Below are 22,538 nucleotides of genomic sequence, written 5' to 3' on the forward strand. Positions count from 1 at the left end.
ACGTACCGGTCCCCCATGGGGCTTCGTGCCCACCTTAGGGAGCGTTCGGGTGCGCCACACTACAGGCAGCTGTAGGTTCCCTTCGGGAGTTCGCGGTACTGCAGCGGAACCCGTCGCATTTCTAGCGTTGGACCATGACCAGAACCGATCCGGCCCTTGCGCCGCAACGCGATTCCGAAACCACGACAGATCGACGCCGCATCGGCAGACGCTGGACCGCGCTCGCTGCGGCGGTCCTCCTCGCCGCTGGCGCGGCCGTCGCCGTCGAACTGGCGACCACCCCGGACGAGGTTTCCGGCTACGGCCAGGACGACCTGCTCCGGGACACCGAGGCGCTCGAAGCGCTCGGCATCGTCGGCGTCCAGGCGCGGGTGGCCACCGATTCCGGCCCGGACCTGTTGGCCACCAGCGGGTTCGCCGAGGACGGCACCGACCGCCCAGTGGACGGCGACGGCTACTTCCGGATCGCCAGCACCGGCAAGGCGCTCGTGGCCACTGTGGTCCTGCAACTGGCGGAAGAGGACGCGCTGACCCTCGACGACACGGTGGACCAGTGGCTGCCCGGGCTCGTGGCGGGCAACGGCAACGACGGCGGCGCGATCACCGTCCGCCAACTCCTCCAGCACACCAGCGGCATCCACGACGACCTCCCCGGTTTCGCGGACCACGAGGACTACCTGGAGCGCCGGTACGACGTGTACACACCCGAGCAGATCGTCCAACGGGCGATGGCGCACCGGCCCGACTTCGCACCGGGCACCGGATGGGGGTACTCCAATACCGGCTACGTCCTGCTCGACATGATCGTCGAGCGGGCCACCGGCCGCCCCTGGCACCATGAGGTCGAGGAGCGGATCCTGGAGCCTCTCGACATGGACCGCACCTATCTCCCGGGCGACGATCCCACGCTTCGCAGCCCGCACGCCGACAGTTACGAGGTCTACGCCGACGGCGAGCGGCTCGACGTCACCAAGGTGATCGTCCCCGACCCCGGCGGCTACGTCTCCACCACTGCGAACGTCAACCGCTTCCTCCAGGCCCTGCTCGGCGGCGAGCTCCTGTCCGAGGCGAGTCTGGCCGAGATGCAGGACACCGTGCCGGTCGGCGAGGACATGCAGGCGTTCTGGCCGGGCGGCGCCTACGGCCTCGGCCTGGTCGAGCGGCCCCTGTCCTGCGGAGGGAGCTATTGGAGCCATGAGGGCGGCGAGAGCGGCTACATCAATCTCAACGGCAGCACCGACGACGGCCGCCGCGCCGTCACCGTCTCGATGAACACCGCCCTGGGCGGTTCCCCTGAGAGCATGATGCGGCAGGAGCGGACCGCCAGCGACCTCGTCGACCATGCGCTGTGCGGCACCCCTGGCGCGGGGCGGGATCGGGGCTTAGGCACTGCTTCCCGATAGCGTCGTCTGATGACCGCTCCTTTGGCGTCATCGCGGCGCTGCACGGGCACCGCCCGACTTCGAGCTTCAGAGCCGCCGACGGGCTGAGGCGGGCGGTCTCGTAGTGAGACCGCCCGCTGGCTCAGGGACAGCCGAGGCGGGGCTGGGTTGTGCCGCTAGCGCTGCAGGGTCAGCAGGCCGGGGCGGTACGGCAGGAGGCCGTAGTCCATGCCGTCGGAGCGGGGGTCGCGTCCCTGGTAGAGGAATTGCAGGTTGCAGGGGTCGATGGTCTTGGTCTGGTCGGGGTTGGTGCGGACCAGGTCGCCGTGACTGATGTCATTGGTCCACGTGGCACCGCTGTTGGCCTTGCCCGCGAAGGGGCTGCTCTCGGTCGCGGCCTGCGGCGTCCAGGCGCCGTTGAGGCTGGTGGCCGTGAACGAGCGGAAGTAGCGGCCCTGGGCGCCCATGGCCTCGACGATCATGAGGTACTGGTTCTGGCCCTGGACCTTGTAGACCTCGACCGCCTCGAACAGGTTCGCCTTCGTGTCGCTCATGACAAGCTGGTAGCTCGTGCCGAAGCTGCTCGGGAAGTTGCCGAGCGGCATGCTCGCGCGGTAGATCTGGCCCTCGTCGTTGGCGAAGAACAGGTACATGTTCTGTTCGTCGGCGATGAGGGTCTGGTCGATGGGGTTGTTCACGGGAAGGGTCCCGTTGAAGAGCTCCTGGTGCGGGCCCCAGCTGTTGGGGTCGGCGGGGTTGGTGGACGTGCGGTAGGAGAACTTGTACGGCCAGCCCCACTGGTAGGCGATCACCCAGACGTTCTTCGGGGCGAAGTAGAACAGTGTGGGGGCCACCGGGTTGAAGGTCGTCACCCTGGTCTGGCCGGCCGAGGCCATGTCGGACCAGTTGGTGAACGGGCTGAAGACCACCGAGTTCCAGGCGGTTCCGGCGTCGTGCGTCGTCGCGTAGACGAGGTACTGGCCGTTGTGGCGGACGGCGGTGAAGTCCTTGAGCGAGACCTGCCCGTTCTTCGGCTCCGCAAGCGGGCCCGTCGACGTCCAGCGGTAGGTCGACGGAAGCGCGCAGGCGCCGCTGCCGCCGTCGACGCGGGCGAGCTGCCATTGCTGGTTGGCGCCGCCGTGGTCGCTGTACTGCACGACGCTCGCGCCGTCGTTGGTCGCCCCGTTCTGGACCTCGACCGCCTTGCTGCTGTTGCGGTTGATCAGACGCACGTAGCCGCTGTCGGAGTCGGCCAGCCGGAACTGCTGGTTGGCGCCGCCGTGGTCGGTCCACTGGTGGACGGCGGCGCCGTCGGCGGTGGACCAGCCGGCGACGTCGAGGACCTTACCGGAGTGCCGGGCCTTGATCCGGTAGTAGCCGCCGCCGGCGTCCACGAACTGGAACTGCTGGTTGTTGGTGTTCGCGCGGGTCCACTGGTGCAGCAGGGCCCCGTCCGCGGTGGACACACCGCTGACGTCGAGGACCTTGCCGCTGTTGCGGTTCACCAGGACATACCAGGCGGTGGTGTCCACTGTGGCGGCTTCGGCCGCGCTGGCGAACGGGTTGAGCACGGTCGCGGCGGCGGCCCCGGCGAGCACGCTGGCTCCGCCGATGAGCATCCGTCTGCGGCTCTTGGGGTTTTCCGTCCAGGCCATGTTGGCCTCCTTAGTTGAGGTTGAGCGGTCATAGATGGAGATGCGGGTTCATTGCCGCGGTCGGGATCAGACCGGGTAGTCGCGGACGGACCGGCGTCCGCGTCGCGTGTGAAGCCGTGGTCACCGCCTGGTCCACTGCTGGTTGGCCTGTGCGCCGCCGCAGGCCCAGAGCTGGACCTTCGTGCCGTTGCCGGTGCCCCAGCCCGACGCGTCCAGGCAGAGGCCCGACTGCACCCCGGTGATGGTGCCGTCGGCGTTGAGGTTCCACTGCTGGTTGGCCTGCCCGTTGCAGTCCCAGATCACCACCGCAGTGCCGTTGCTGGTGCCCTGACCGGAGGCGTCCAGGCACTTGCCGCCGTATACCGTCAACTGCTTGCCCGCGGTGTAGGTCCACTGCTGGTTGGCGCCGCCCCAGCAGTCCCACAACTGCACGCCGGTGCCGTTGGCGGTACCGGCCCCGGTGACCTCCAGGCAGCGACCGGACTGGGCGCCCACGATCTCGGTGCCGTCCGCTGCGCCGACGCTGCCGGGCACCGACCGCAGTGCGGCGTACCAGACCGCGGCCATCTTGTCGTATCCGGCGGCGGTGGGGTGGACGCCGTCGTCCAGGTCGGCGGCGTTCAGGGCGCTGTGCATGTCGACCAGGTGGACGTTCTTGCCAGCGTTCACCTTGCTCTGCACGATGCCGGGGATCGCCGCGTTGAAGCTGTTCACGGCCGCGTCCCCCTCGCTCCACCCGAGCGGAGCGATCTGCGCGACGAACACCTCGGCGTTCGGCGCCGTCGCGGTGATGCGGTCGATCAGTGCGGACAGCCGGTTCGGGGCGCCGGCGACGTCGTAGTTCTGGAGGATGTCGTTGGTGCCGATGTGCAGCAGCACCGTTTTCGGCTGGTAGGTGTTCAGCCAGCCGACGGCGTTCGCATGGATCTGGTCGATGCGCCAGCCGGGGTGGCCTTCGTGATCGTGATCGCCGAGGTTTCCCGGCCCGTTGAACTGCGACCCGACGAAGTCCGCGGTGTACCCGCCGCTCGCGAGGCGCTGCCACAGGCCGATCCGGTAGCCGCCCGGCGTGGCCGTGCCCTCCGTGATGGAGTCGCCCAGCGGCATGATCCGGACCCCGCCGTTCGACTCCGCGCTGGCGGTGCCGATGGGTATCGCCACCATGCCCGCCATGAGACCGAGCGCCACGATCCACCCGAGCCACCTTGCTCTTCTTCGCATCTCTTGTTCCTTGAATTCGTAGGATTGCTTCTGTTTCAGGCGGTCACGGGCGTAGAGGTTATCGCTCACATTTCGGAGTCAAGTTCCGATACATCTGATGAGTCGGCAGCTCAACTATAGATATGCATCGATGTGTAGTCAACGACTCGACCGAGATTTGTTGATGCACCTAGCGTTACGGGCCGGCACGGGGTCGAGATCTGCGGCGAGGCCGGTGAGTAGGCAAAGTGCACAGGTAGCGAAGGAGGCCGCCGAGCGGCAGCGCGCCCGCGAAAAGGCCGAAACGGACGCTCACTCGCGGGCGATGTCCCAGTTCAAGGCCGAGACCCTCTACCGGCAGGTGGAGGCGTTCGAACGCGCTCGTGCGATCAACACCTACTGTGACGTGCTCGAACAGCAGATCGAGGCCGCTGATGTCCTTGAGTCGGATCGGGATGGGGCCACTGCCTGGCTCGCGTGGGCCCGGGTCCATGCCGCCCAGATCGATCCGTTCCGAACCCTGCCGACCATGCCCAACGCCCCCGAGTTCACCTCCGAGCAGCTGGCGCGCTTCATGGATGGAGCCGAAACACTTGAGCCGCAAAGGGATCGGTTTCGTTCGACACCTCCGCAGTACATGGAACCGGCGCTGACGCTGCTTCACCTTCAGGCGGAAAAATCATCCTTCAGGAGATGGCATCCTCATGTTTGATATGACTGATTTGACTGATTAGTTATATTTGCAAGAAATGTCCGGACTGCTATAGGACCGTAAACTGGCCGGAATCAGCCGGATTTCACCGGTCGGAGCCGGATATGAGGAAACCCCGCCTTCCAGTGTTCGTGCTGGTAGACGGGGTGAAATGCCTGGTGGTGATGGTGGCCAGGGCCGGGGTCGAACCGGCGACCTTCCGCTTTTCAGGCGGACGCTCGTACCAACTGAGCTACCTGGCCAGGACGTGCGCATGGTGCGCGTTGCCGTGAACACTGTACAACATCCCCGGCCGCGCGACCGAACTGGTATTGCACCGAACGTGACGCCCGCCCCGGCGGGGGCGCGGGGGCGGCGCCCGGTCGGGGGAATGCCGGGGCCGACAAGCCGGTCCAAGCCCCGCTGAACCAAGTCAAAGCGCCGCAAGGAATTCCGCCCGGGCAGTGGAAGGAGTCGGCGGGCGCGAGTAGCGTACAGGGCACCCTACCCCCGAGGAGGCTCCTGTGACCGGACTCGCCGCCGTCCCGCCGATGGGCTGGAACTCATGGGATGTGTTCGGGACCTCGGTCACCGAGGCCGAGACCCGCGCGAACGCCGAGTTCGTCGCCGAGCACATGGTCGGCCACGGCTGGGAGTACGTCGTGGTCGACATCCAGTGGTACGACCCCGCGGCCCGCGCGGGCGGGTACAACTCCGGGACGAAGCTGGCCCTCGACGAGTACGGGCTGCCGCAGCCGGCCCCGAACCGCTTCCCCTCGGCCGCGGGCGGCGCCGGGTTCAAGCCGCTGGCCGACTACGTGCACTCGCTGGGCCTGAAATTCGGCGTCCACATCCTCCGCGGCGTCCCCCGCCAGGCGGTCGCGGCCGACACCCCGATCAAGGGCAGCGAGTACTCGGCCGCGCAGATCCCCGACCGGGAGCGGCGCTCCTCGTGGGTCGACGACAACTGGGGCATCGACCACTCCCACCCCGGCGGCCAGGCGTACTACGACTCGCTCGTGCGCCAGTTCGCCGACTGGGGCGTGGACTACGTCAAGGCCGACGACATGATCGCCCCCTACTGGGAGGACGAGGTCGAGGCGTTCTGGCACGCGGTGGCGCGCGCCGACCGGGACATCGTGCTCAGCCTCTCCCCGGGCATGAACCTTTCGACCGACCACGCCGAGCACCTGAAGGCCCACTCGCACCTGTGGCGGGTCTCCGCCGACCTGTGGGACCGGTGGCGCGACGTCAACGCGCAGTTCGACCTGCTCCGGGAGTGGGCCCCGCACGCGGGCCCCGGGCACTGGCCGGACGCCGACATGCTCCCGCTGGGCCGCATCGGCATCCGCGCGGAGGTGGGCGAGGCGCGCGAGAGCCAGCTCTCCCCCGACGAGCAGCGGACGATGCTCACCCTGTGGTGCATCGCCCGCTCCCCGCTCATGGTCGGCGCCGACCTGCCCGCGTCGAGCGCTGAAACGATCGAACTGCTGACCAATCCCGAAGTGCTCGCGGCGCAGCGCCACCCGGTGGGCGCGCGTGAAGTGTGGCGCGAGGGCAAGCACGTGGCCTGGGCCTCGGAGGACGGCGCGTTCGCAGCGGTCTTCAACCGGAGCCCGGACGCCGCCGAGGTGCAGCTCCCGTGGCACGTGCTGGGAGCGGCCCGGCCGGAGCGGATCCGCGACTGCTGGACCCGCTCCGACCTCGTCCCCGGCGAGCGGCTACGGGCGAAGCTGCCCGCGCACGGGTCGGCGCTGTTCCGGCTCTCCTTACGCGGCGGCGGGGTCGGTCATCCACTGCACGAGCTGGATGACGACGCCGTTGGGGTCGGCGGTCTGGAAGTAGCGCTCGCCCCACTCCTCGGTCTCGATCGGCGTGGTGATCGCGACCCCTTCGGCCTGCACGCGCGCGTACTCGGCGTCGATGTCCTCGACGACGAACGCCAGCAGCAGGCCGTCGGCGGGTCCCTTCGCGCTCTCGGGCTTGAAGGTGGACAGGCCCGTGCGCAGGAAGATCACGTTGAACCCGGCGTCGGGGCGGGAGAGGGACACGAAGCCGTCGGCGGCCATGTCCTCGGTGAAGCCGTAGTGGCGCTTGAGGAACTCGGCGGAGGCGGTCGGGTCGGCGACGTTAAGCGAGACGGCGGACGAGGTGATTCGCATGGGCGCTCCTTGGCGGGTCCTGTTTCTTCGTACGCTGTATATTGTACTTAGTACGTCGTACGATGTACAAGTTCCGGGATAGGATTTTCCGCGTGACTGCTGCCACCGAGACGCCGAAGCCGAACCTGCTCGAACTGCTGTGGCGGGCCGGGCCCGAGGCGAGCCGCGGCCCGCGCAAGGGGCTCACCGTGGACGCGGTGGTCGCCGCCGCCGTCGACCTCGCCGACCGGGAGGGGCTGGAGGCGGTCACCGTGCGGCGGCTCGCGCAGGAGCTGGGCAGGGCGCCCATGACGCTGTACACGTACGTGCCCGGGAAGACCGAGCTCGTCGCGCTCATGCTCGACTCGCTGTTCGCCGCCATGGACCGGACTCCGGTCGACGGCCTCCCCTGGAGGGAGCGGTTGGCGGCAGTCGCCCGGGACGCCTACGCGCTCTACCGAGACCATCCGTGGGCCGCCGCGGCCTCGCCGAGCCGGCCGCCGCTCGGCCCCGGGCAGTGCGCCAAGTACGAGCACGAGCTGCGGGCCCTCGAAGGGCTGGGGCTCGGCGACGTCGAGATGGACGACGCCCTCGCCCACCTGCTCGGGTTCGTGCGCATCGCCGCCCAGGACGCGGCCCAGGCCGACGCCGAGCGCGCCGCCAGCGCGATGAGCGACCACGAGTGGTGGGAGGCGAACGGCCCCCTGCTCGCGAAGGTCCTCGACCCGGCGGTGTTCCCGACCGCAGTCCGCGTCGGCCAGGCCGCCGGGGAGGCGCACGACGCGGCCTACGACGCCGAGCACGCGTTCCGGTTCGGGCTCGACCGGACCCTGGACGGCCTCGCCCCGCTCATCGAACGGCCGTGAGGGGACTCAGACCTGGAGCGGTTCGTTCAGACTGTCGGGCTTCCACCTGCGGCGCATGGCCACCACCAGCGACGAGACCGCCAGCGCCCCGACGAGGTAGACCACGAGGATGACGACCGCCCGCGTGATGTGCGCGCCCTCGCCGCCGCTGATGGTGACGCGCAGGGCGTCGACCACGTAGCTCATCGGCAGCAGCGGGTGCAGGGCCTGGAAGAACCGGGGCGTCGTCTCCACCGGGTACAGGCCGCCCGCGCTGGTGAGCTGGAGCATGAGCAGGACCACCAGAAGCAGGCTCCCGGCGGTGCCGAACGCGAGCTTGAACAGGTGCGCCATCGCGGTGAAGGTGAGGATGACGAGGATCGACAGGCCGACCGTGTCGAGGGCGTCCTTCGGATCGAGGCCGAGGCCGAGCTCCACCGCGAGGTAGAGGACGAGTGCGGAGAGGACGCCGAGGAAGGCGCCCGGCAGCCAGCCGCCGATCGCGATCGGGACGGAGCGCAGCGGTCCGGCGAGGGCGCGGCCGTTGACCGTCGAGAGCACGAGGTAGGCCATGAGTCCGAAGACCCACAGGGCGATCGCGATGAAGAACGGGGCGAGGCCGCGCCCGTAGGTCCCGGCCGGGTTGCTGTTGTCCTCGCTGATCGCGACGGGGCTGCCGTACGCCTCGGCGTTGCCGGCGTCCTCGGCCGGGTTGGTGCTGGGCACGGACTCGGCGGCGGTGGAGAGCTTCGACGCGAGGGTGCTGGCGCCGTCCTGGAGCGTGGTGAGTCCGCCGGCGAGGTCGCCGGCGCCGTCCTCGGCGGTGGCCGCGGCGGTGGCGACCTGGGAGGCGCCGTCGGCGACGTCGCTCGCTCCGGTCTGGAGGGTGGTGAGGTCCTCGGACGCCTGGTCGAGGGTGTCGGTCGAGGTGGACTGGATCTGGTCGTTGGCGTTCTGGATGTCGCCGTTGACGTCGTCGGCGTCGGTGATGAAGCCCTGGAGCGCGGCGCAGGCGTCCGCGTCGGCGTCGGGGTTGCCGGTGCACAGGGTCGCGTAGACGGTGTCGAGGTCGGCGTCGGCGCGGTTGGCGAGGTCGGCGGCGCTGGAGGCGCCGGTCTGGATCTGGGACCAGTTCTCGGCGAGGGCCTGGACGACGGGCTGGGCGGTGCCCACGGCCTGGTCGACGCCGTCGCTGACCTGGCTCGCGCCGTCGGCGACCTGCTGGGCGCCGGTGGTGAGCTCGCCGAGTCCGGACTGGAGGTCGGCGGCGCCGGACTGGGCGGTGCCGATGCCGTCGGCGAGGTCGCCCGCGCCGTCGGCGGCCTCGGTGAGGCCCTGGTTGAGCTCGGTGAGGTCGCCGAAGATGGTGGTGGCGAAGGTGACGTAGACGGCGGTGTTGATCTGGTTGCGCAGTTCGGCCTCGACGGTGGAGGCCATGATGCCGGCGACGTAGCCGTTGGCGTCGTTGAGGTCGAACTCGACGGTGGCCTGCTCGGGGTCGGCGCCGGAGAGGCTGGCGAGCTTGGTGGAGAAGTCCTCGGGGACGGTGATGACCATGTAGTAGTCGCCGTCTTCGAGCCCTTGGGCCGCAGTGGAGGCGGAGGTGAACCGCCAGTCGAAGATGCGGTCCTCCTTGAGCTGCTCCACGAGCTGGTCGCCGCCGTTGATGTCCTGGGAGGCGCCGTCGACGTCGACGGTGGCGCCGGTGTCCTCGTTGACGACCGCGACGGGCATCTGGTCGAGCTTGCCGTAGGGGTTCCAGGCGAACCAGAGGTAGAGGCCGCCGTAGACGAGCGGGATGAGGACGATCGCGACGAGGGCGAGGGTGCGGATGGGGTGCCCGCGGAAGCGGCGCAGTTCGGCGGCGGCGAGCGTGAAGGGGCTGGTGATCGACGGGCTCACTGGTGGCCTCCGTTCCCGGCGCGCTCGTGCCGGTGGTCGCGGTGGTGTTCGGGCGGGCGGTGCTGGCCGCGGAGGTCGACGACGGTGTCGGCCGGGGGGTTGGTGCGGGTGCAGGCGGCGATGACGAGCTGGCCCGCGTCGGCGACGGTGCGCAGGGCCTCGAAGACGCGTTCGGCGCCGCAGACGTCGAGTCCGGTGTCGGTGTCGTCGACGGCGACGGCGGGGGTGCGGGAGGCGGCGGCGCAGGCGATCGCGAAGCGGATCTGGTCGATGCGGGGCAGGAACCCGAAGGTCTGGCCGGAGTCGACGCCGACGCAGAGGCGGTCGAGCCAGGCGCGGATGTTCGCGGCGGTGGCGGCGCCGCCGGAGACGGCCACCGTCTCCTTGATGCAGCTCGCCACGGTGTGGTACTGCGCCAAGCGGATCGGGGGTCCGGCCTGGGCGATCGTGAAGCGGCGGCGGATCTGGGAGGGGCGGGTCTGGCCGTCGACGCGGAGGGTCCCGGCGTCGAGCTTGAAGCGGCCGGCGAGGGCGAGGAGGAGTGAGGAGCGGCCGTCGCCGCCGTCCCCGGTGACGGCCACGACCTGGCCGCAGCGGGCGGTGAGGTCGACGCCGGTGAAGATCGTGCCCTGGCGGCCGGTCGCGGTGAGGCCCTTGGCTTCGAGGAACGGGTCGCCGCTCGGGTGCTCGAGCAGGGCGGTGCGGTCGAGGACCGAGGTGCGGTCGATCGCGGCGGTGTCGGCGGCGGGCGGCGGGGCGACGGCGGCGCCTTCGCGCGGGCGTTCGAGGGCGGCGGTTTCGTCGGCGGTCGGGGCGGCGTCGCCACCGCGTTCGGCGGCATCGTCAGGGGCGTCGAGGACGGCGGTGCCGTCGCCGGCGGCCTCCTGCCGTGCCGTTTCCGGTTCCGGACCGGTGATCTCCGGCTCCCCGGTCTCGTCGGCGGACGTTCCGGGCGTGCGCCCGCCTTCGTCGCTCCTGTCGCTCATGGGCACTATCCTCACAGGCCGGTGCGCCCTGGTTCGGGCGTTTTCACGGGATTCCAACCGCATGAATGTTACTCACGAGTAACTTGTGATCGACGGGAGGCGGGCGAGCTGTGACCGACGCGTCCCGCTCCGGGCCCTTATTGTTGAGGCATGTCGGAAACGCAACCCGCGACACCCGCGGCGCCCCGCCGCGAACACGCGCGAACCCACCACGGCGACACCGTCGACGACCCGTACGCCTGGTTGAAGGACCCCGAGGACCCCGAGACGCTCGACTACCTCCGGGCCGAGAACGCCTACGCCGAAGCGCGGACCGCGCACCTCGCCGGGCTGCGGCAGGCGGTCTTCGGCGAGATCAAGGGCCGCACCCAGGAGACCGACCTCTCCGTGCCCGTCCGCAAGCGCGGCTGGTGGTACTACGGGCGCACCGAGGAGGGCAAGCAGTACGGCATCCAGTGCCGCCTCAAGGCGTCCGGGGACACCCCGCCCGAGATCGAGGCCGGCGTGGCCGTCGAGGGCGAGGAGATCCTCGTCGACGGCAACGAGCTCGCCGAGGGCCACGACTTCTTCTCCCTGGGCACCTGCGACGTCTCCCCCGACGGGAACCTGCTCGCCTACGCCGTCAACTACTCCGGCGACGAGCGCTTCACCCTCCGCTTCCGCGACCTGCGCACCGGCGAGGACTTCCCCGACGACATCCCGAACGTGTTCTACGGGGGCTCGTGGTCGCTCGACGGCTCGGTGTTCTTCTACACCAAGGTGGACGACGCCTGGCGCCCCTACCAGGTGTGGCGCCATGTCCTCGGCGAGCACGAGGACAAGGACGTGCTGGTCCACCAGGAGGACGACGAGCGGTTCTGGACCGGGATCGACCTCACCCGCTCGGAGCGGTACCTCTTCATCGTCTCCGGTTCGAAGATCACCACCGAGGTCCGCTACCTCGACGCCGCGGACCCGACCGGCGAGTTCACCGTCTTCGGCGCCGGCCGCGAGCAGGGCGTCGAGCTCTCCGTGGACCACCAGGGCGACCGGTTCTGGGTGCTGCACAACCGCGGTGCCGAGAACTTCACGCTCGGCTGGACCCCCGTCGCGGACACCACGCAGTTCCACGAGGTCATCCCCCACGACGAGGCCGTGCGCCTGGAGTCGGCCGACGCGTTCGAGGACCACGTCGTGGTCTCGATGCGCCGCGCCGGGCTCTCCCAGGTCGCCATCCTGGACGAGGCCGGGAGCCTCACCGAGATCGCGTTCGACGAGCCGATCTACTCGGTCGGCCTGGGCGAGAACCCCGACTACGAGTCGCGGCAGATCCGCCTCGGGTACACCTCGCTGGTGACCCCGTCCTCGGTGTACGACTACGACATCGACGCGGCCGAGCTGCACCTGCGCAAGCGGACCCCGGTCCTGGGCGAGTTCGCGCCCGCCGACTACGTCCAGTACCGCGAGTGGGCGGTCGCCGAGGACGGCACGAAGGTCCCGATCTCCATCGTGGCCAAGGCCGGCGTCACCGCCGACGGGACCGCGCCGTGCCTGCTGTACGGCTACGGGTCCTACGAGCACTCCATCGACCCGTACTTCTCGATCGCGCGGCTGAGCCTGCTCGACCGCGGCGTGGTCTTCGCGATCGCGCACGTGCGCGGCGGCGGCGAGATGGGCCGGCAGTGGTACGAGCAGGGCAAGCTCCTGCACAAGAAGCACACGTTCACCGACTTCGTGGACGCCGCGAAGCACCTGGTCGACGTCGGCTGGGCCGCCCCGGACCGGATCGTCGCGCGCGGCGGGTCCGCCGGCGGGCTCCTCATGGGCGCGGTGGCGAACCTGGCCCCCGAGCGGTTCACCGGCATCCTCGCCGACGTCCCGTTCGTCGACGCGCTCAACACGATCCTCGACCCGACCATGCCGCTCACGGTCATCGAGTGGGAGGAGTGGGGCAACCCGCTCGAGTCGCCCGAGGTGTACGCGTACATGAAGTCGTACTCGCCCTACGAGAACGTCACCGGGGTCACCTACCCGGCGATCCTCGCGGTGACCAGCCTCAACGACACCCGCGTGGGCTTCCACGAGCCCGCGAAGTGGATCGCGAAGCTGCGCCACGAGAGCCCGTCCTCGGACGTGCTCCTGAAGACCGAGATGGAGGCCGGCCACGGCGGCCGGTCCGGGCGCTACGACGCCTGGGAGGAAGAGGCGTTCAACCTCGCATGGATCCTCGACCGGCTGGGTAAGGCGTAAGGACCGGAAATGCACCGGGGCCCGGCACCGCACTGCGGCGCCGGGCCCCGTCTCGTTCTATGCGGGGGACTCGTCGTCCTCGTCGAACGGGACGGCGGCGAGCTGCTCCACCGCGTCCGCGGGGTCGGCCTCGTCGGGCAGGGGCGGGTCCGCGACCGGCGACTCGGGGTCGGGGTCGTCGAACGGCTCACTGGAGTTGGACAGGTCGAACTCGGACAGCTCGTCGTGCTCGTCCGCCCATTCCTGCTGATAATTCATAAACCCACCGTAGTGGCGAGGGCCCCGTCCGGCCAGTGAACCACCAGGTAGCCTGAGTCTTGCCTTCACATGTTCGTGGGCGATACTTCACCTCGACGCAATAGTCTCGAGGCCATCAGACAGCGGCGTCTGGGTCTGGCCCCCGGTCGGGGAGCAATCATCGACTTGTCTAAGGAGCAGGCAGCATGCCTATCGCAACACCCGAGGAATACAACGAGATGCTCGACCGGGCGAAGGCCGGCTCCTTCGCCTACCCGGCCATCAACGTGACCTCGACCCAGACCCTCAACGCCGCCCTGGCCGCGTTCGCCGAGGCCGAGTCCGACGGCATCGTCCAGGTCTCCACCGGCGGCGCCGAGTACCTCTCCGGCCCCACCATCAAGGACAAGGTCACCGGCGCCGCCGCGCTCGCCGCCGCCGCGCACGAGATCGCCAAGAACTACCCGGTCAAGGTCGCCCTGCACACCGACCACTGCCCGAAGAACCACCTCGACGGCTTCGTCCGCCCCCTGCTCGCCATCAGCGAGGAGCGCGTGGCCCGCGGCGAGGAGCCCCTGTTCCAGTCGCACATGTGGGACGGCTCGGCCGTGCCGCTCGCCGAGAACCTGGAGATCGCCCAAGACCTGCTCTCGCGCACCTCCAAGGCGAAGGTCGTCCTCGAGGTCGAGATCGGCGTCGTCGGCGGCGAGGAGGACGGCGTCGAGGCCGAGATCAACGAGCAGCTGTACACCACGGTCGAGGACGCGCGCGCCACCGTCGCGGCCCTCGGCTCGGGCGAGAACGGCCGCTACATGACCGCGCTGACCTTCGGCAACGTCCACGGCGTCTACAAGCCCGGCAACGTGCACCTGCGCCCTGAGATCCTCAAGGACATCCAGGACGAGATCGGCAAGGAGACCGGCAAGGACAAGCCGTTCGACCTGGTCTTCCACGGCGGGTCCGGCTCCACCGCGCAGGAGATCTCCGACGCGGTCGACTACGGCGTCATCAAGATGAACATCGACACCGACACCCAGTACGCGTTCACGCGTCCGATCGTCGACCACATCTTCAAGAACTACGACGGCGTGCTCAAGGTCGAGGGCGAGGTCGGCAACAAGAAGGCGTACGACCCGCGCGCCTACGGCAAGCTCGCCGAGGCCGGTATGGCCGCCCGCATCATCGAGGCGTGCCAGCAGCTCCGCTCCGCGGGCAACAAGATCAAGTAAACGCGAGTCGCCGCGAGCCCGGACCGTTTCCCGGTCCGGGCTCGCGGCGCTTCCGGGCGGCCGATCGGCACGCCCGCAGGTCATTCGATCCGGGTGGACCGCCGAGCCTCATCGGCCGCACGCGATTGCGCCAAGATCGCCTTCGCCTCCGAGGACATCGAGCGGCCGTTGCCCGCCGCTCTCCTCCTCAGCCAGCCGAACAGCTCGGGATCGATGTCGCGCACGATCAACCTGTGCGCGACCGCCACGGCTTCGCCGCCCCTCTGCACCTGGCTCATTCCGGTGTCCTCTGATCCTTCCAAGGGTCGAGGAGCGGCACCCCGGTTCCCTCGAAGTCCTTGATGTTCCTGGTGGCGAGCGCGGCACCGCGGGAAGCGCAGATCGCCGCGATCATCGCATCGGTCGAGCCCATCGGGCGACCGGCCGCCTTCCGCGCCTGCCGGATCCGGCCGTAGTGCGCCGCCGCTCGCGCGTCGAACGGCAGGATGCGGTCGCGGAACGCCTCGATCTCGATCTTGTCCACCGCGATCTCGAGGGCGGTGCGCTTCCGGCCCGCCGGCAGCTGCGCCACGCCCCACCTGAGTTCGGCGATGCACACCGAGGTGGTCAGTGCCTCGGCGGTGTACCTGTTGCTCCAGAGGACGATGCCGAAATCGCCGTTCTCGCGGATGATCTCGGAAACGACGTCGGTGTCGAAGACGACGATCAAGACAGGTCCAGTGCGCGGTCGGGCTCGTCGCGGTCGGGGAGTGCGAGGTCCGCGCCGCCGACGTCCTCGACGTAGGAGCGGATGAGCGAGCCGATCCCCTCTGCGCCGCGGTCGAACTCGCCGTCGGCCAGGCGGGTCAGGACTTCCCGGATCTCGGCCTCCATGGACTGGCCGTGCTTCGCGGCCCGCACGCGGATCGCTTCGTAGACCTGCGCGTCGAGCCCGCGGATGGACATGTCGCGGGTCTTGGGAGGTACACGGGTCATTGCATTCACCCCCTCACGCTATCGATGCTAGCACCGGAATCCGGGGAGGACACGACGAACGTTCGGCGTGTTCGTCGCGGAACGGCGCCGGGCCCCGCCGCGATGCGGCGGGGCCCGGCGTCTTCTGCGGTCAGGGGGTCCGGAGGGGCCAGACCTCGACGACGCCGTGGGCCACCGCGCACGGGGTCGGGGCCACCAGGCGGGTCGCCTCCTCGATGTCGGCGGCCTCGATGACGGAGAAGCCCGCCACCGGGAGGTCCGCGCGCATGAAGGGGCCGTCCTCGGTGGCGGTGCCGGAGGAGTCGGGGTTGCGGACCAGCACGGGCGGACCGGCGACGCCCATGACGGCGCCCGCTTCGCGCAGCCGGGCGTCGTGCTCGTGGGCGGCGTCGCGCAGGGCGGGGTCGGTGCGCTCGTAGTCGGCGGCGTCGCCGTATCCGATGGTGATGAACCAGGGCATGCCGGCCTCCGATCGTCGTGGGTTCCCGGTCCGGGCGGCGGCCCGGGCCTCGTCCGAGCATATGGCCGGGCTGTGACAGCCGCATCGGAAAGGGGCGGCGGGCCGATGGCCCGCCGCCCCTCGATGCGCTTGCGCTACTTGGCGAACCAGACCGCCGCGCCGCCGGGGAGGTGGCCGTCGGCGAGGTCGGCGCTGGCGAGGAGGACCTCGGTGCCGTAGCCGGCGACCGGGACGGGCTCGTCGCCGAAGTTGACGACCGCGACGAGGGCGCCGTTGTCGAACGCGAACGCGTCCTCGCCGGGGTCGGCGAGCCAGGTCAGGCCGGTGGCCTTGTGGCCCTTGCGGGTCGCAATGGCCTGGCGGTAGAACTCCAGGGTCGAGCCGGGGACGCCGTCCTCGGCCTCCACCGACAGGTCCGACCACGCCGCGGGCTGCGGCAGCCACGGCTCGCCCGCGGGGCCGAAGCCGAGCGAGACGCCCTCCTTCGCCCACGGGAGCGGGACGCGGCAGCCGTCGCGGCCGATCTGCTCGCCGCCGGTGCGGTGGAACGACGGGTCCTGGCGGACCTCGGCGGGCAGGTCCAGGACCTCGTCGAGGCCCAGCTCCTCGCCCTGGTAGACGTACACCACGCCCGGCAGCGACAGCAGCAGCTGCGTCGCGGCCTTGGCGCGGGCGAGGCCGCGCTCGCCGCCGCCGTAGCGGGTGACGTGGCGCTGCACGTCGTGGTTGGAGAGCACCCACGTGCAGGGGGCGCCGACGCCCGCGTTGTTGGCGATCTCGGAGTCGATGGCCTTGCGGAAGTCGACCGCGCGGAACGGCGCGAGGACCAGGTCGAAGTTGAACGCCTGGTGGAGCTCGTCGGGGCGCAGGTACAGGGAGCGGCGCTCGGCCGAGTCCGTCCACGCCTCGGCGACGAAGATCCGGTCGCCCTCGTACTCCTCGATGATGGGGCGCCACGTGCGGTAGATGTCGTGGACGCCGTCCTGGTCGAAGAACGGGGCCTGCGTGGTGCCGATCATCTCGATGGTGCCGTCGCCGCCGGTGTCGGGCAGGCCCGGGGCCTTGACCATGCCGTGGGCGACGTCGATGCGGAAGCCGTCCACGCCGCGGTCGAGCCAGAACCGCAGCACCGACTTGAACTCCTCGTGGACCTCCGGGTTGTCCCAGTTCAGGTCCGGCTGCGAGGAGTCGAAGAGGTGCAGGTACCACTGGGCGCCGTCGTCGGTCTTCGTCCACGCGGGACCGCCGAAGATCGACTGCCAGTTGTTCGGCGGCACTTCGGGATCGGTGACGTCGCGGAAGTGGTAGCGCTCTCGCTCGGGCGAGCCGGGGGCCGCGGCGAGGGCCGCCTGGAACCACTCGTGGTCCGAGGAGGTGTGGTTGGGGACCAGGTCCACGATGAGGCGGATGCCGGCGGCGTGCGCGTCGGCGAGCATCCGGTCGAAGTCGCCGAGGTCGCCGAAGCGCGGGTCGATCGCCCGGTAGTCCGCGACGTCGTACCCGGCGTCGCGCTGGGGCGAGGCGTAGAACGGCGACAGCCAGATGGCGTCGACGCCGAGCGCCGCGAGGTAGGGGATCCGGGAGCGGATGCCCTCCAGATCGCCCATCCCGTCGCCGTCCGCGTCGGCGAAGGAGCGCGGGTACACCTGGTAGATGACCGCGTCGCGCCACCAGTGTTCACTCATCGGTGAGTTCCCTTTCAGTCTTCTCGGGGTGCCGCACCGGTGGAACCGCGTACGACGAGTTCGGGCCGGAACAGGTATTCCGACGAGGGGGTGGGCTGCCCGGCGATCTCGTCGAGCAGGGCCCGCGCCGCGGCGGTGGCGATGTCGCGCACCGGCTGCCGCACGGTCGTGAGCGGGGGGTTGGTGTGGGCGATGAGCGGGGAGTCGTCGTATCCGACGACTGAAAAGCCTTGCGGGACGGTGAGGCCGCGCTCCTCGGCGGCGCGGATCGCGCCGAGGGCCATCATGTCCGAGCCGCACACGACCGCGGTCGCGCCGCGGTCGATGAGGCGGGTGGCCGCGGCGTGGCCGCCCTGCTCGCCGAAGAGGGTGAGCTCGATGAGTTCGGGGCCGACGCCCTGCATCGCGGCCCGGTAGCCGGAGATCTTGCGGCGCACCGGCCAGTAGCGGTCGGGGCCGGAGACGAGCCCGATCCTGGTGTGGCCCAGGCCCGCGAGGTGGTCGACGGCGATCCGGGCGGCGACGGTGTCGTCGCAGGAGAACGAGGCGGCCTCGACCCCTTCCGGATGGCCCGTGACGAAGGCCACCGGGAGGCGCTTGTCCTTGAGCTCCTGGTAGCGTGCGGTGCTCGCGGTGGTGTCCGCGTGCAAGCCTGAAACGAAGATGATCCCGGCGACCGCCCGCTCGCGGAGCATCTCCACGAACTCGTCCTCGGAGACGCCGCCGGGGGTCTGGGTGCACAGCACCGGGGTGTAGCCCGAACCGGCCAGGACGTTCGAGATCGTCTGCGCGTACAGCGGGAAGATCGGGTTCTCCAGTTCGGGCACGACCAGGCCGATCAGGCCGATAGCGTGCTTGCGGAGGGCCTGGGGGCGTTCATAGCCGAGCACGTCGAGGGCAGTGAGGACGGACTGTCTGGTCTGCTGACCGACGCCGGGCTTGTCGTTCAGGACCCGGGACACCGTTGCCTCACTGACCCCGGCCTGCCGGGCGATGTCAGAGAGTCGAAGCCGCATGATGACAGACTAGCCTATCTGAAACTTGGCAACAGTTTGGTTGCAAGGCTTTCCTGATTCTGAAACATCTTGCTAATGTCGTAGGCAGTCGGGTACGCGAGTCCCCGGACCAGCGGCCCCCGCCCCGGGGCCCCTCAATGAGGAGAGAAGAAGACAATGCGCAGAAGGACCCTGGGTATCACCGCCGTCTCCGCCGCCGCGCTCGGCGCGGCCGCCGCCTGCGGCTCCGACGACGGCGGCTCCGACAACGAGACCACCGAGGAGTTCTCGGGCGAACTCGTGATCTGGGCCGACGAGACCCGCACCCCCGTCCTCAAGGAGTTCGTCAAGGACTTCGAGTCCACCGTCGGCGTGAAGGTCACCGTCGAAGAGCACGTGGAGACCCTCCGCGAGGACTTCCTCACCGCGGCCGAGCAGGGCCAGGGCCCCGACATCGTCGTGGGCGCGCACGACTGGTCCGGCCAGTTCGCCGCCGACGGCGTCATCGCCCCCATCACCCTCAGCGCCGACCAGCAGGCCGCCCTCAGCGAGGCCGCCGTCAAAGCGTTCACCGTGGACGGCAACCTCTACGGCGTCGCCTACGCCCTCGAGAACCTGGGCCTCATCCGCAACACCGACCTCGCCCCCGAGGCCCCCGCCACCTTCGAGGAGCTCATCGCCGCCGGCCAGGCCGCGGCCACCGACGAGGTCCTCACCATGGAGGTCGGCGTCGACGGCAACGCCTACAGCGCCTACCCGCTGTTCTCCTCCTTCGGCGGCTACCTGTTCAAGGACGACGGCACCGGCACCCTCGACCCGACCGACGTCGGCGTCGACTCCCCCGGCGGCATCGCCGCGTTCGAGAAGTTCGCCGAGCTCGGCGCCGCGGGCGTCCTCAAGACCACCATCGACGCCACGAACACCATCCCGTTCTTCGTCGACGGCAAGACCGCCTTCATGATCTCCGGCCCGTGGGCCCTCACCGACGTCCAGGGCGCCGGCCTCAACTACGAGGTCACCGCGATCCCCGGCTTCGAGGGCCAGGGCCCGGCCTCGCCGTTCCTCGGCGTCCAGGGCTTCTACGTCTCCCAGACCGCCGCGAACGCGGTCTTCGCGCAGGAGTTCGTCACCAACTACGTCCTCACCGAGGACCTCCAGCTCAAGCTCGCCGAAGCGGGCGGGCGCCTCCCGGCGCTCACCGCCGCCGCCGAGGCGTTCTCTGAGGGCAACGCCGACGTCCAGGGCTTCGCCGCCGCCGGCGAGAACGCCGTCCCGATGCCGAACATCCCCGCGATGAACGCCGTCTGGGAGCCCTTCGGGCGCGCCCAGGCCGACGCGGTCGACGGCGTCTCCACCGGCGAGGCCGCCGCGACCACCGCCGCGCAGGCCATCCGCGACGCGGTCGCCGGCTGAGCACGCCCCCCGGTAGACCCCGACGAGCGAAGGACCGCACTGTGCTCGACCAACGTTCCCGGACGGCCGGCTCCACGACCGCCGCGGGCCTGATCATCAAGATCGGCGTACTCGCGGTGGTCGCCGCGCTGGCCGTCTGGGCGGCGTTGCCGCTCATCGCCGCCGGGGCCTGGTGGGGCCTGGCGCTGGAGGCGGTCGTCGTGGCCGTCCTCTTCTTCGTGTACCTCCAGCGCCGGGCGATCCAGCTCAAGTACCTGATCCCCGGCACCCTGCTGCTCATCGCGTTCCAGATCCTCCCGGTCGTGCTCACCATCGGCACGTCGTTCTCCAACTACGGGGACGGGCACCGGGTCGACAAGGAGCAGGCGACCGAGGCGATCATCGCCGCGGGCGTGCAGCAGACCCCCGGCGGCGCCACCTACCTCCTCGCCGTGGGCGAGTCGGCCGCCGGCGACCTCACCCTCCTGCTCACCGACACCGCCGACGGGTCCACCTGGGCCGGCACGGCCGAGGGCCTGACCGAGCTCGACGGGGCCACCGTGGACCCGACCGGGCGCATCACCGCCGCGCCCGACTACACGGTGTGGACCCTCGCCGACCTCAACGAGCGCCAGGCCGAACTCGCCGAGCTCGCCGTCCCCACGGGCGAGGAGACCGGCATCAAGGTCCAGGGCCTCTCGGCCTTCGAGGGCCAGTCGACGCGGTCCTACGACGAGGCGTGCGACTGCATCACCGACACCGCGAACGGGACCGTCTGGTACGCCGACGACGAGACCGGGTCGTTCCTCACCGAGGACGGCCAGGCCGCGCTCGTGGGCTGGCGCGTGAACATCGGCGCGGACAACTACCTCGCCGTCATCACCGACCCCGACATCCGCGGCCCGTTCCTGGGGGTCTTCACCTGGAACGTCATGTTCGCGGCCGGCTCGGTCCTGTTCACCTTCGCGATCGGCCTCGGCACCGCGATGGCGCTGAACCGGCCCGGCATGCGGGGCACGAAGGTCTACCGGGCCTTCATGATCCTGCCGTACGCCATGCCCTCGTTCGCGATGCTGCTGGTGTGGGCGCAGATGTTCAACCGGGACTTCGGCCTGGTGAACGAGCTGTTCAACCTGAACGTGGCCTGGTACGACGGCACCTGGTCGGCCCGGGCGATGGTCCTCATCGCGAACACCTGGCTCGGCTGGCCGTACATGTTCCTCATCTCGCTGGGCGCGCTCCAGGCGCTGCCGTCGGACTCGCTGGAGGCGGCGAAGATCGACGGGGCCACCGGGATCACCGCGTTCCGCAAGATCACGCTGCCGCTGCTGCTCATCGCCTTGACGCCGCTGCTGATCTCGTCGTTCGCGTTCAACTTCAACAACTTCAACGCGATCGAGCTGCTCTCGGGCGGCCACCCGTTCGCGGCCGGCGACGCCGTCGGCGGCACCGACCTGCTCATCACGTACGCGTTCCGCCAGGCGTTCGGCTCCTCCAGCGCCGACTACGGCTTCGCCAGCGCGATCAGCGTGTTCATCTTCCTGATCGTCGCGACGATCTCGGCGTTCATGTTCCGCTTCACCCGCAGCCAGGAGGACGTGTACTCATGACGGTGACGCCTGTGAAGCGCAAGGGACGGCACCCGTTCGCCAAGTGGGCCGGAGACACCGGCTGGCGGCACCTGGTCGCGTGGGCGGCGCTGCTGTTCGGCCTGATCCCGATCGTCTACGTGGTGTCGGCGGCGTTCAACCCGAACGGGACGCTGTCGTCGACGAGCCTGCTGCCGACCTCGTTCGGCCTGGGCAACTTCGCGAAGCTGTTCACCGACGAGAACGTGCCGTTCGCGTCGTGGTTCGCGAACTCGCTCATGATCGCGGTCCCGGCGGCGTTCATCTCGATCTTCATCTCGTCGCTGGCGGCGTACGCGTTCAGCCGGTTCCGGTTCAAGGGGCGGCGGCCGATGCTGCTGTTCCTGCTGCTGATCCAGATGTTCCCGGCGTTCCTCGCGGTGGTGGCGCTGTACCTGATCTTCGGGTCGATCGGCGAGTTCTACCCGGTGGCGGGCCTGAACACGAAGCTGGGCCTGATGCTGGTGTACATGGGCGGGGCACTGGGCGTCTCGACGTGGCTGATGAAGGGCTTCTTCGACACGATCCCGAAGGAGCTCGACGAGGCGGCGACGATCGACGGGGCCTCGCACGCGCAGATCTTCTTCGGGATGATCCTGCCGCTGGCGGCGCCGATCATCGCGATCTCGGGGATCCTGGCGTTCGTGGGGACGATGAACGACTTCATCCTCGCGTCGCTGTTCCTGACCGACCGGCCGGAGATGACGCTCGCGGTGGGCCTGAAGACGCTGACGGCGGAGAACTCCCCGGCCTCGTACTTCGGGATCTTCGCGGCGGGCACGCTGCTGACGTCGGTCCTGACGGTGGCGGTGTTCATGAGCCTCCAGCGGTACATCGTCTCCGGGCTCACCGGCGGGGCCGTGAAGGGATAACAGACCTCTGCTCGACACCTTGGGCCCCCTTCTC

General features: G+C 69.8%; 20 protein-coding genes, 1 tRNA gene and 1 pseudogene. 9 read left to right on the top strand and 13 right to left on the bottom strand.

Going from position 1 to position 22,538, the window contains the following annotated elements:
- Window positions 1-134 precede the first annotated feature (134 nt).
- A complete protein-coding gene (locus BLS99_RS11815) occupies window positions 135-1,403 on the top strand; it encodes a serine hydrolase domain-containing protein (RefSeq protein WP_091049181.1) in 1,269 nt (422 codons plus the stop codon).
- 155 nt (window positions 1,404-1,558) lie between these two features.
- Here the strand turns inward: BLS99_RS11815 and BLS99_RS11820 are convergent, their stop codons facing one another.
- Together BLS99_RS11820 and BLS99_RS11825 are read right to left on the bottom strand one after the other, a co-directional pair.
- Window positions 1,559-3,037, bottom strand: a complete 1,479-nt coding sequence (locus BLS99_RS11820; protein ID WP_091049184.1) for a non-reducing end alpha-L-arabinofuranosidase family hydrolase — start codon at window positions 3,035-3,037, stop codon at window positions 1,559-1,561.
- A gap of 120 nt (window positions 3,038-3,157) precedes the next feature.
- Complete coding sequence (locus BLS99_RS11825) at window positions 3,158-4,258, bottom strand: RICIN domain-containing protein (protein ID WP_091049188.1); 1,101 nt, start codon at window positions 4,256-4,258, stop codon at window positions 3,158-3,160.
- A 304-nt stretch (window positions 4,259-4,562) separates the two neighbouring features.
- Between BLS99_RS11825 and BLS99_RS11830 the strand changes: the two genes are divergently transcribed.
- Window positions 4,563-4,949 (top strand): hypothetical protein, encoded by a 387-nt coding sequence (locus tag BLS99_RS11830; protein WP_091049191.1) that lies wholly within the window; start codon window positions 4,563-4,565, stop codon window positions 4,947-4,949.
- Window positions 4,950-5,114: 165 nt separating this feature from the next.
- On the opposite strand, the gene BLS99_RS11835 is transcribed toward BLS99_RS11830, so the two are convergent.
- Window positions 5,115-5,191 (bottom strand) — tRNA-Phe (locus BLS99_RS11835).
- A 372-nt stretch (window positions 5,192-5,563) separates the two neighbouring features.
- Here BLS99_RS11835 and BLS99_RS11840 point away from each other — a divergent pair.
- Window positions 5,564-6,682 (top strand): annotated as a pseudogene (locus BLS99_RS11840) (glycoside hydrolase family 27 protein); the annotation flags it as partial.
- Window positions 6,683-6,697: 15 nt separating this feature from the next.
- On the opposite strand, the gene BLS99_RS27635 reads toward BLS99_RS11840, so the two are convergent.
- Window positions 6,698-7,090: a VOC family protein gene (locus BLS99_RS27635; RefSeq protein ID WP_091049671.1), complete on the bottom strand. Its 393-nt coding sequence runs from the start codon at window positions 7,088-7,090 to the stop codon at window positions 6,698-6,700.
- Window positions 7,091-7,182: 92 nt separating this feature from the next.
- On the opposite strand from BLS99_RS27635, the gene BLS99_RS11850 reads away from it, so the two are divergent.
- Complete coding sequence (locus BLS99_RS11850; RefSeq protein WP_218126432.1) at window positions 7,183-7,935, top strand: TetR/AcrR family transcriptional regulator C-terminal domain-containing protein; 753 nt, start codon at window positions 7,183-7,185, stop codon at window positions 7,933-7,935.
- 6 nt (window positions 7,936-7,941) lie between these two features.
- On the opposite strand, the gene BLS99_RS11855 is transcribed toward BLS99_RS11850, so the two are convergent.
- Window positions 7,942-9,816: a YhgE/Pip family protein gene (locus tag BLS99_RS11855; protein ID WP_091049198.1), complete on the bottom strand. Its 1,875-nt coding sequence runs from the start codon at window positions 9,814-9,816 to the stop codon at window positions 7,942-7,944.
- Window positions 9,813-10,802 (bottom strand): ATP-binding cassette domain-containing protein, encoded by a 990-nt coding sequence (locus tag BLS99_RS11860; RefSeq protein ID WP_091049200.1) that lies wholly within the window; start codon window positions 10,800-10,802, stop codon window positions 9,813-9,815. The genes BLS99_RS11855 and BLS99_RS11860 overlap by 4 nt, the downstream gene beginning before the upstream one ends.
- Before the next feature lie 150 nt (window positions 10,803-10,952).
- Between BLS99_RS11860 and BLS99_RS11865 the strand changes: the two genes are divergently transcribed.
- Entirely contained in the window at window positions 10,953-13,031 is a 2,079-nt protein-coding gene (locus BLS99_RS11865; protein WP_091049203.1) for a S9 family peptidase, read from the top strand.
- A 57-nt stretch (window positions 13,032-13,088) separates the two neighbouring features.
- Here BLS99_RS11865 and BLS99_RS11870 read toward each other — a convergent pair whose 3' ends face one another.
- Entirely contained in the window at window positions 13,089-13,289 is a 201-nt protein-coding gene (locus BLS99_RS11870) for a hypothetical protein (protein WP_091049206.1), read from the bottom strand.
- 185 nt (window positions 13,290-13,474) lie between these two features.
- Here BLS99_RS11870 and fbaA point away from each other — a divergent pair, with 185 nt between their 5' ends.
- Window positions 13,475-14,497 (top strand): class II fructose-bisphosphate aldolase, encoded by a 1,023-nt coding sequence (fbaA, locus tag BLS99_RS11875; RefSeq protein ID WP_091049208.1) that lies wholly within the window; start codon window positions 13,475-13,477, stop codon window positions 14,495-14,497.
- Between the two features lie 80 nt (window positions 14,498-14,577).
- Here fbaA and BLS99_RS11880 read toward each other — a convergent pair whose 3' ends face one another.
- From BLS99_RS11880 to BLS99_RS11905, 6 genes are all read right to left on the bottom strand, one after another.
- Complete coding sequence (locus BLS99_RS11880) at window positions 14,578-14,775, bottom strand: FitA-like ribbon-helix-helix domain-containing protein (RefSeq protein WP_091049211.1); 198 nt, start codon at window positions 14,773-14,775, stop codon at window positions 14,578-14,580.
- A complete protein-coding gene (locus tag BLS99_RS11885; RefSeq protein WP_218126433.1) occupies window positions 14,772-15,206 on the bottom strand; it encodes a type II toxin-antitoxin system VapC family toxin in 435 nt (144 codons plus the stop codon). Before BLS99_RS11885 ends, BLS99_RS11880 begins: the two co-directional genes overlap by 4 nt.
- Window positions 15,203-15,472, bottom strand: coding sequence for a FitA-like ribbon-helix-helix domain-containing protein (locus BLS99_RS11890; RefSeq protein ID WP_143034774.1), 270 nt, complete (start codon window positions 15,470-15,472; stop codon window positions 15,203-15,205). The genes BLS99_RS11885 and BLS99_RS11890 overlap by 4 nt, the downstream gene beginning before the upstream one ends.
- A gap of 130 nt (window positions 15,473-15,602) precedes the next feature.
- Window positions 15,603-15,932 (bottom strand): YciI family protein, encoded by a 330-nt coding sequence (locus BLS99_RS11895; protein ID WP_091049218.1) that lies wholly within the window; start codon window positions 15,930-15,932, stop codon window positions 15,603-15,605.
- A 134-nt stretch (window positions 15,933-16,066) separates the two neighbouring features.
- A complete protein-coding gene (locus tag BLS99_RS11900; protein WP_091049221.1) occupies window positions 16,067-17,617 on the bottom strand; it encodes a glycoside hydrolase family 13 protein in 1,551 nt (516 codons plus the stop codon).
- A 14-nt stretch (window positions 17,618-17,631) separates the two neighbouring features.
- On the bottom strand, window positions 17,632-18,633 hold the full coding sequence (locus BLS99_RS11905) for a LacI family DNA-binding transcriptional regulator (protein ID WP_091049225.1): 1,002 nt from the start codon (window positions 18,631-18,633) through the stop codon (window positions 17,632-17,634).
- 156 nt (window positions 18,634-18,789) lie between these two features.
- Between BLS99_RS11905 and BLS99_RS11910 the strand changes: the two genes are divergently transcribed.
- From BLS99_RS11910 to BLS99_RS11920, 3 genes are read left to right on the top strand one after another with little or no spacing between them, the layout of a single operon-like run.
- Window positions 18,790-20,025, top strand: a complete 1,236-nt coding sequence (locus tag BLS99_RS11910) for a sugar ABC transporter substrate-binding protein (RefSeq protein WP_091049229.1) — start codon at window positions 18,790-18,792, stop codon at window positions 20,023-20,025.
- Window positions 20,026-20,066: 41 nt separating this feature from the next.
- Window positions 20,067-21,614, top strand: a complete 1,548-nt coding sequence (locus BLS99_RS11915) for an ABC transporter permease subunit (RefSeq protein WP_091049232.1) — start codon at window positions 20,067-20,069, stop codon at window positions 21,612-21,614.
- Window positions 21,611-22,504 carry a sugar ABC transporter permease gene (locus BLS99_RS11920; RefSeq protein WP_091049235.1) on the top strand — a complete coding sequence of 298 codons (894 nt, stop codon included), beginning with the start codon at window positions 21,611-21,613 and terminating at the stop codon, window positions 22,502-22,504. The genes BLS99_RS11915 and BLS99_RS11920 overlap by 4 nt, the downstream gene beginning before the upstream one ends.
- Window positions 22,505-22,538: the final 34 nt, after the last annotated feature.

The sequence above is a fragment of the Glycomyces sambucus genome (genome assembly GCF_900102815.1).
Lineage (GTDB): Bacteria > Actinomycetota > Actinomycetes > Mycobacteriales > Micromonosporaceae > Glycomyces > Glycomyces sambucus.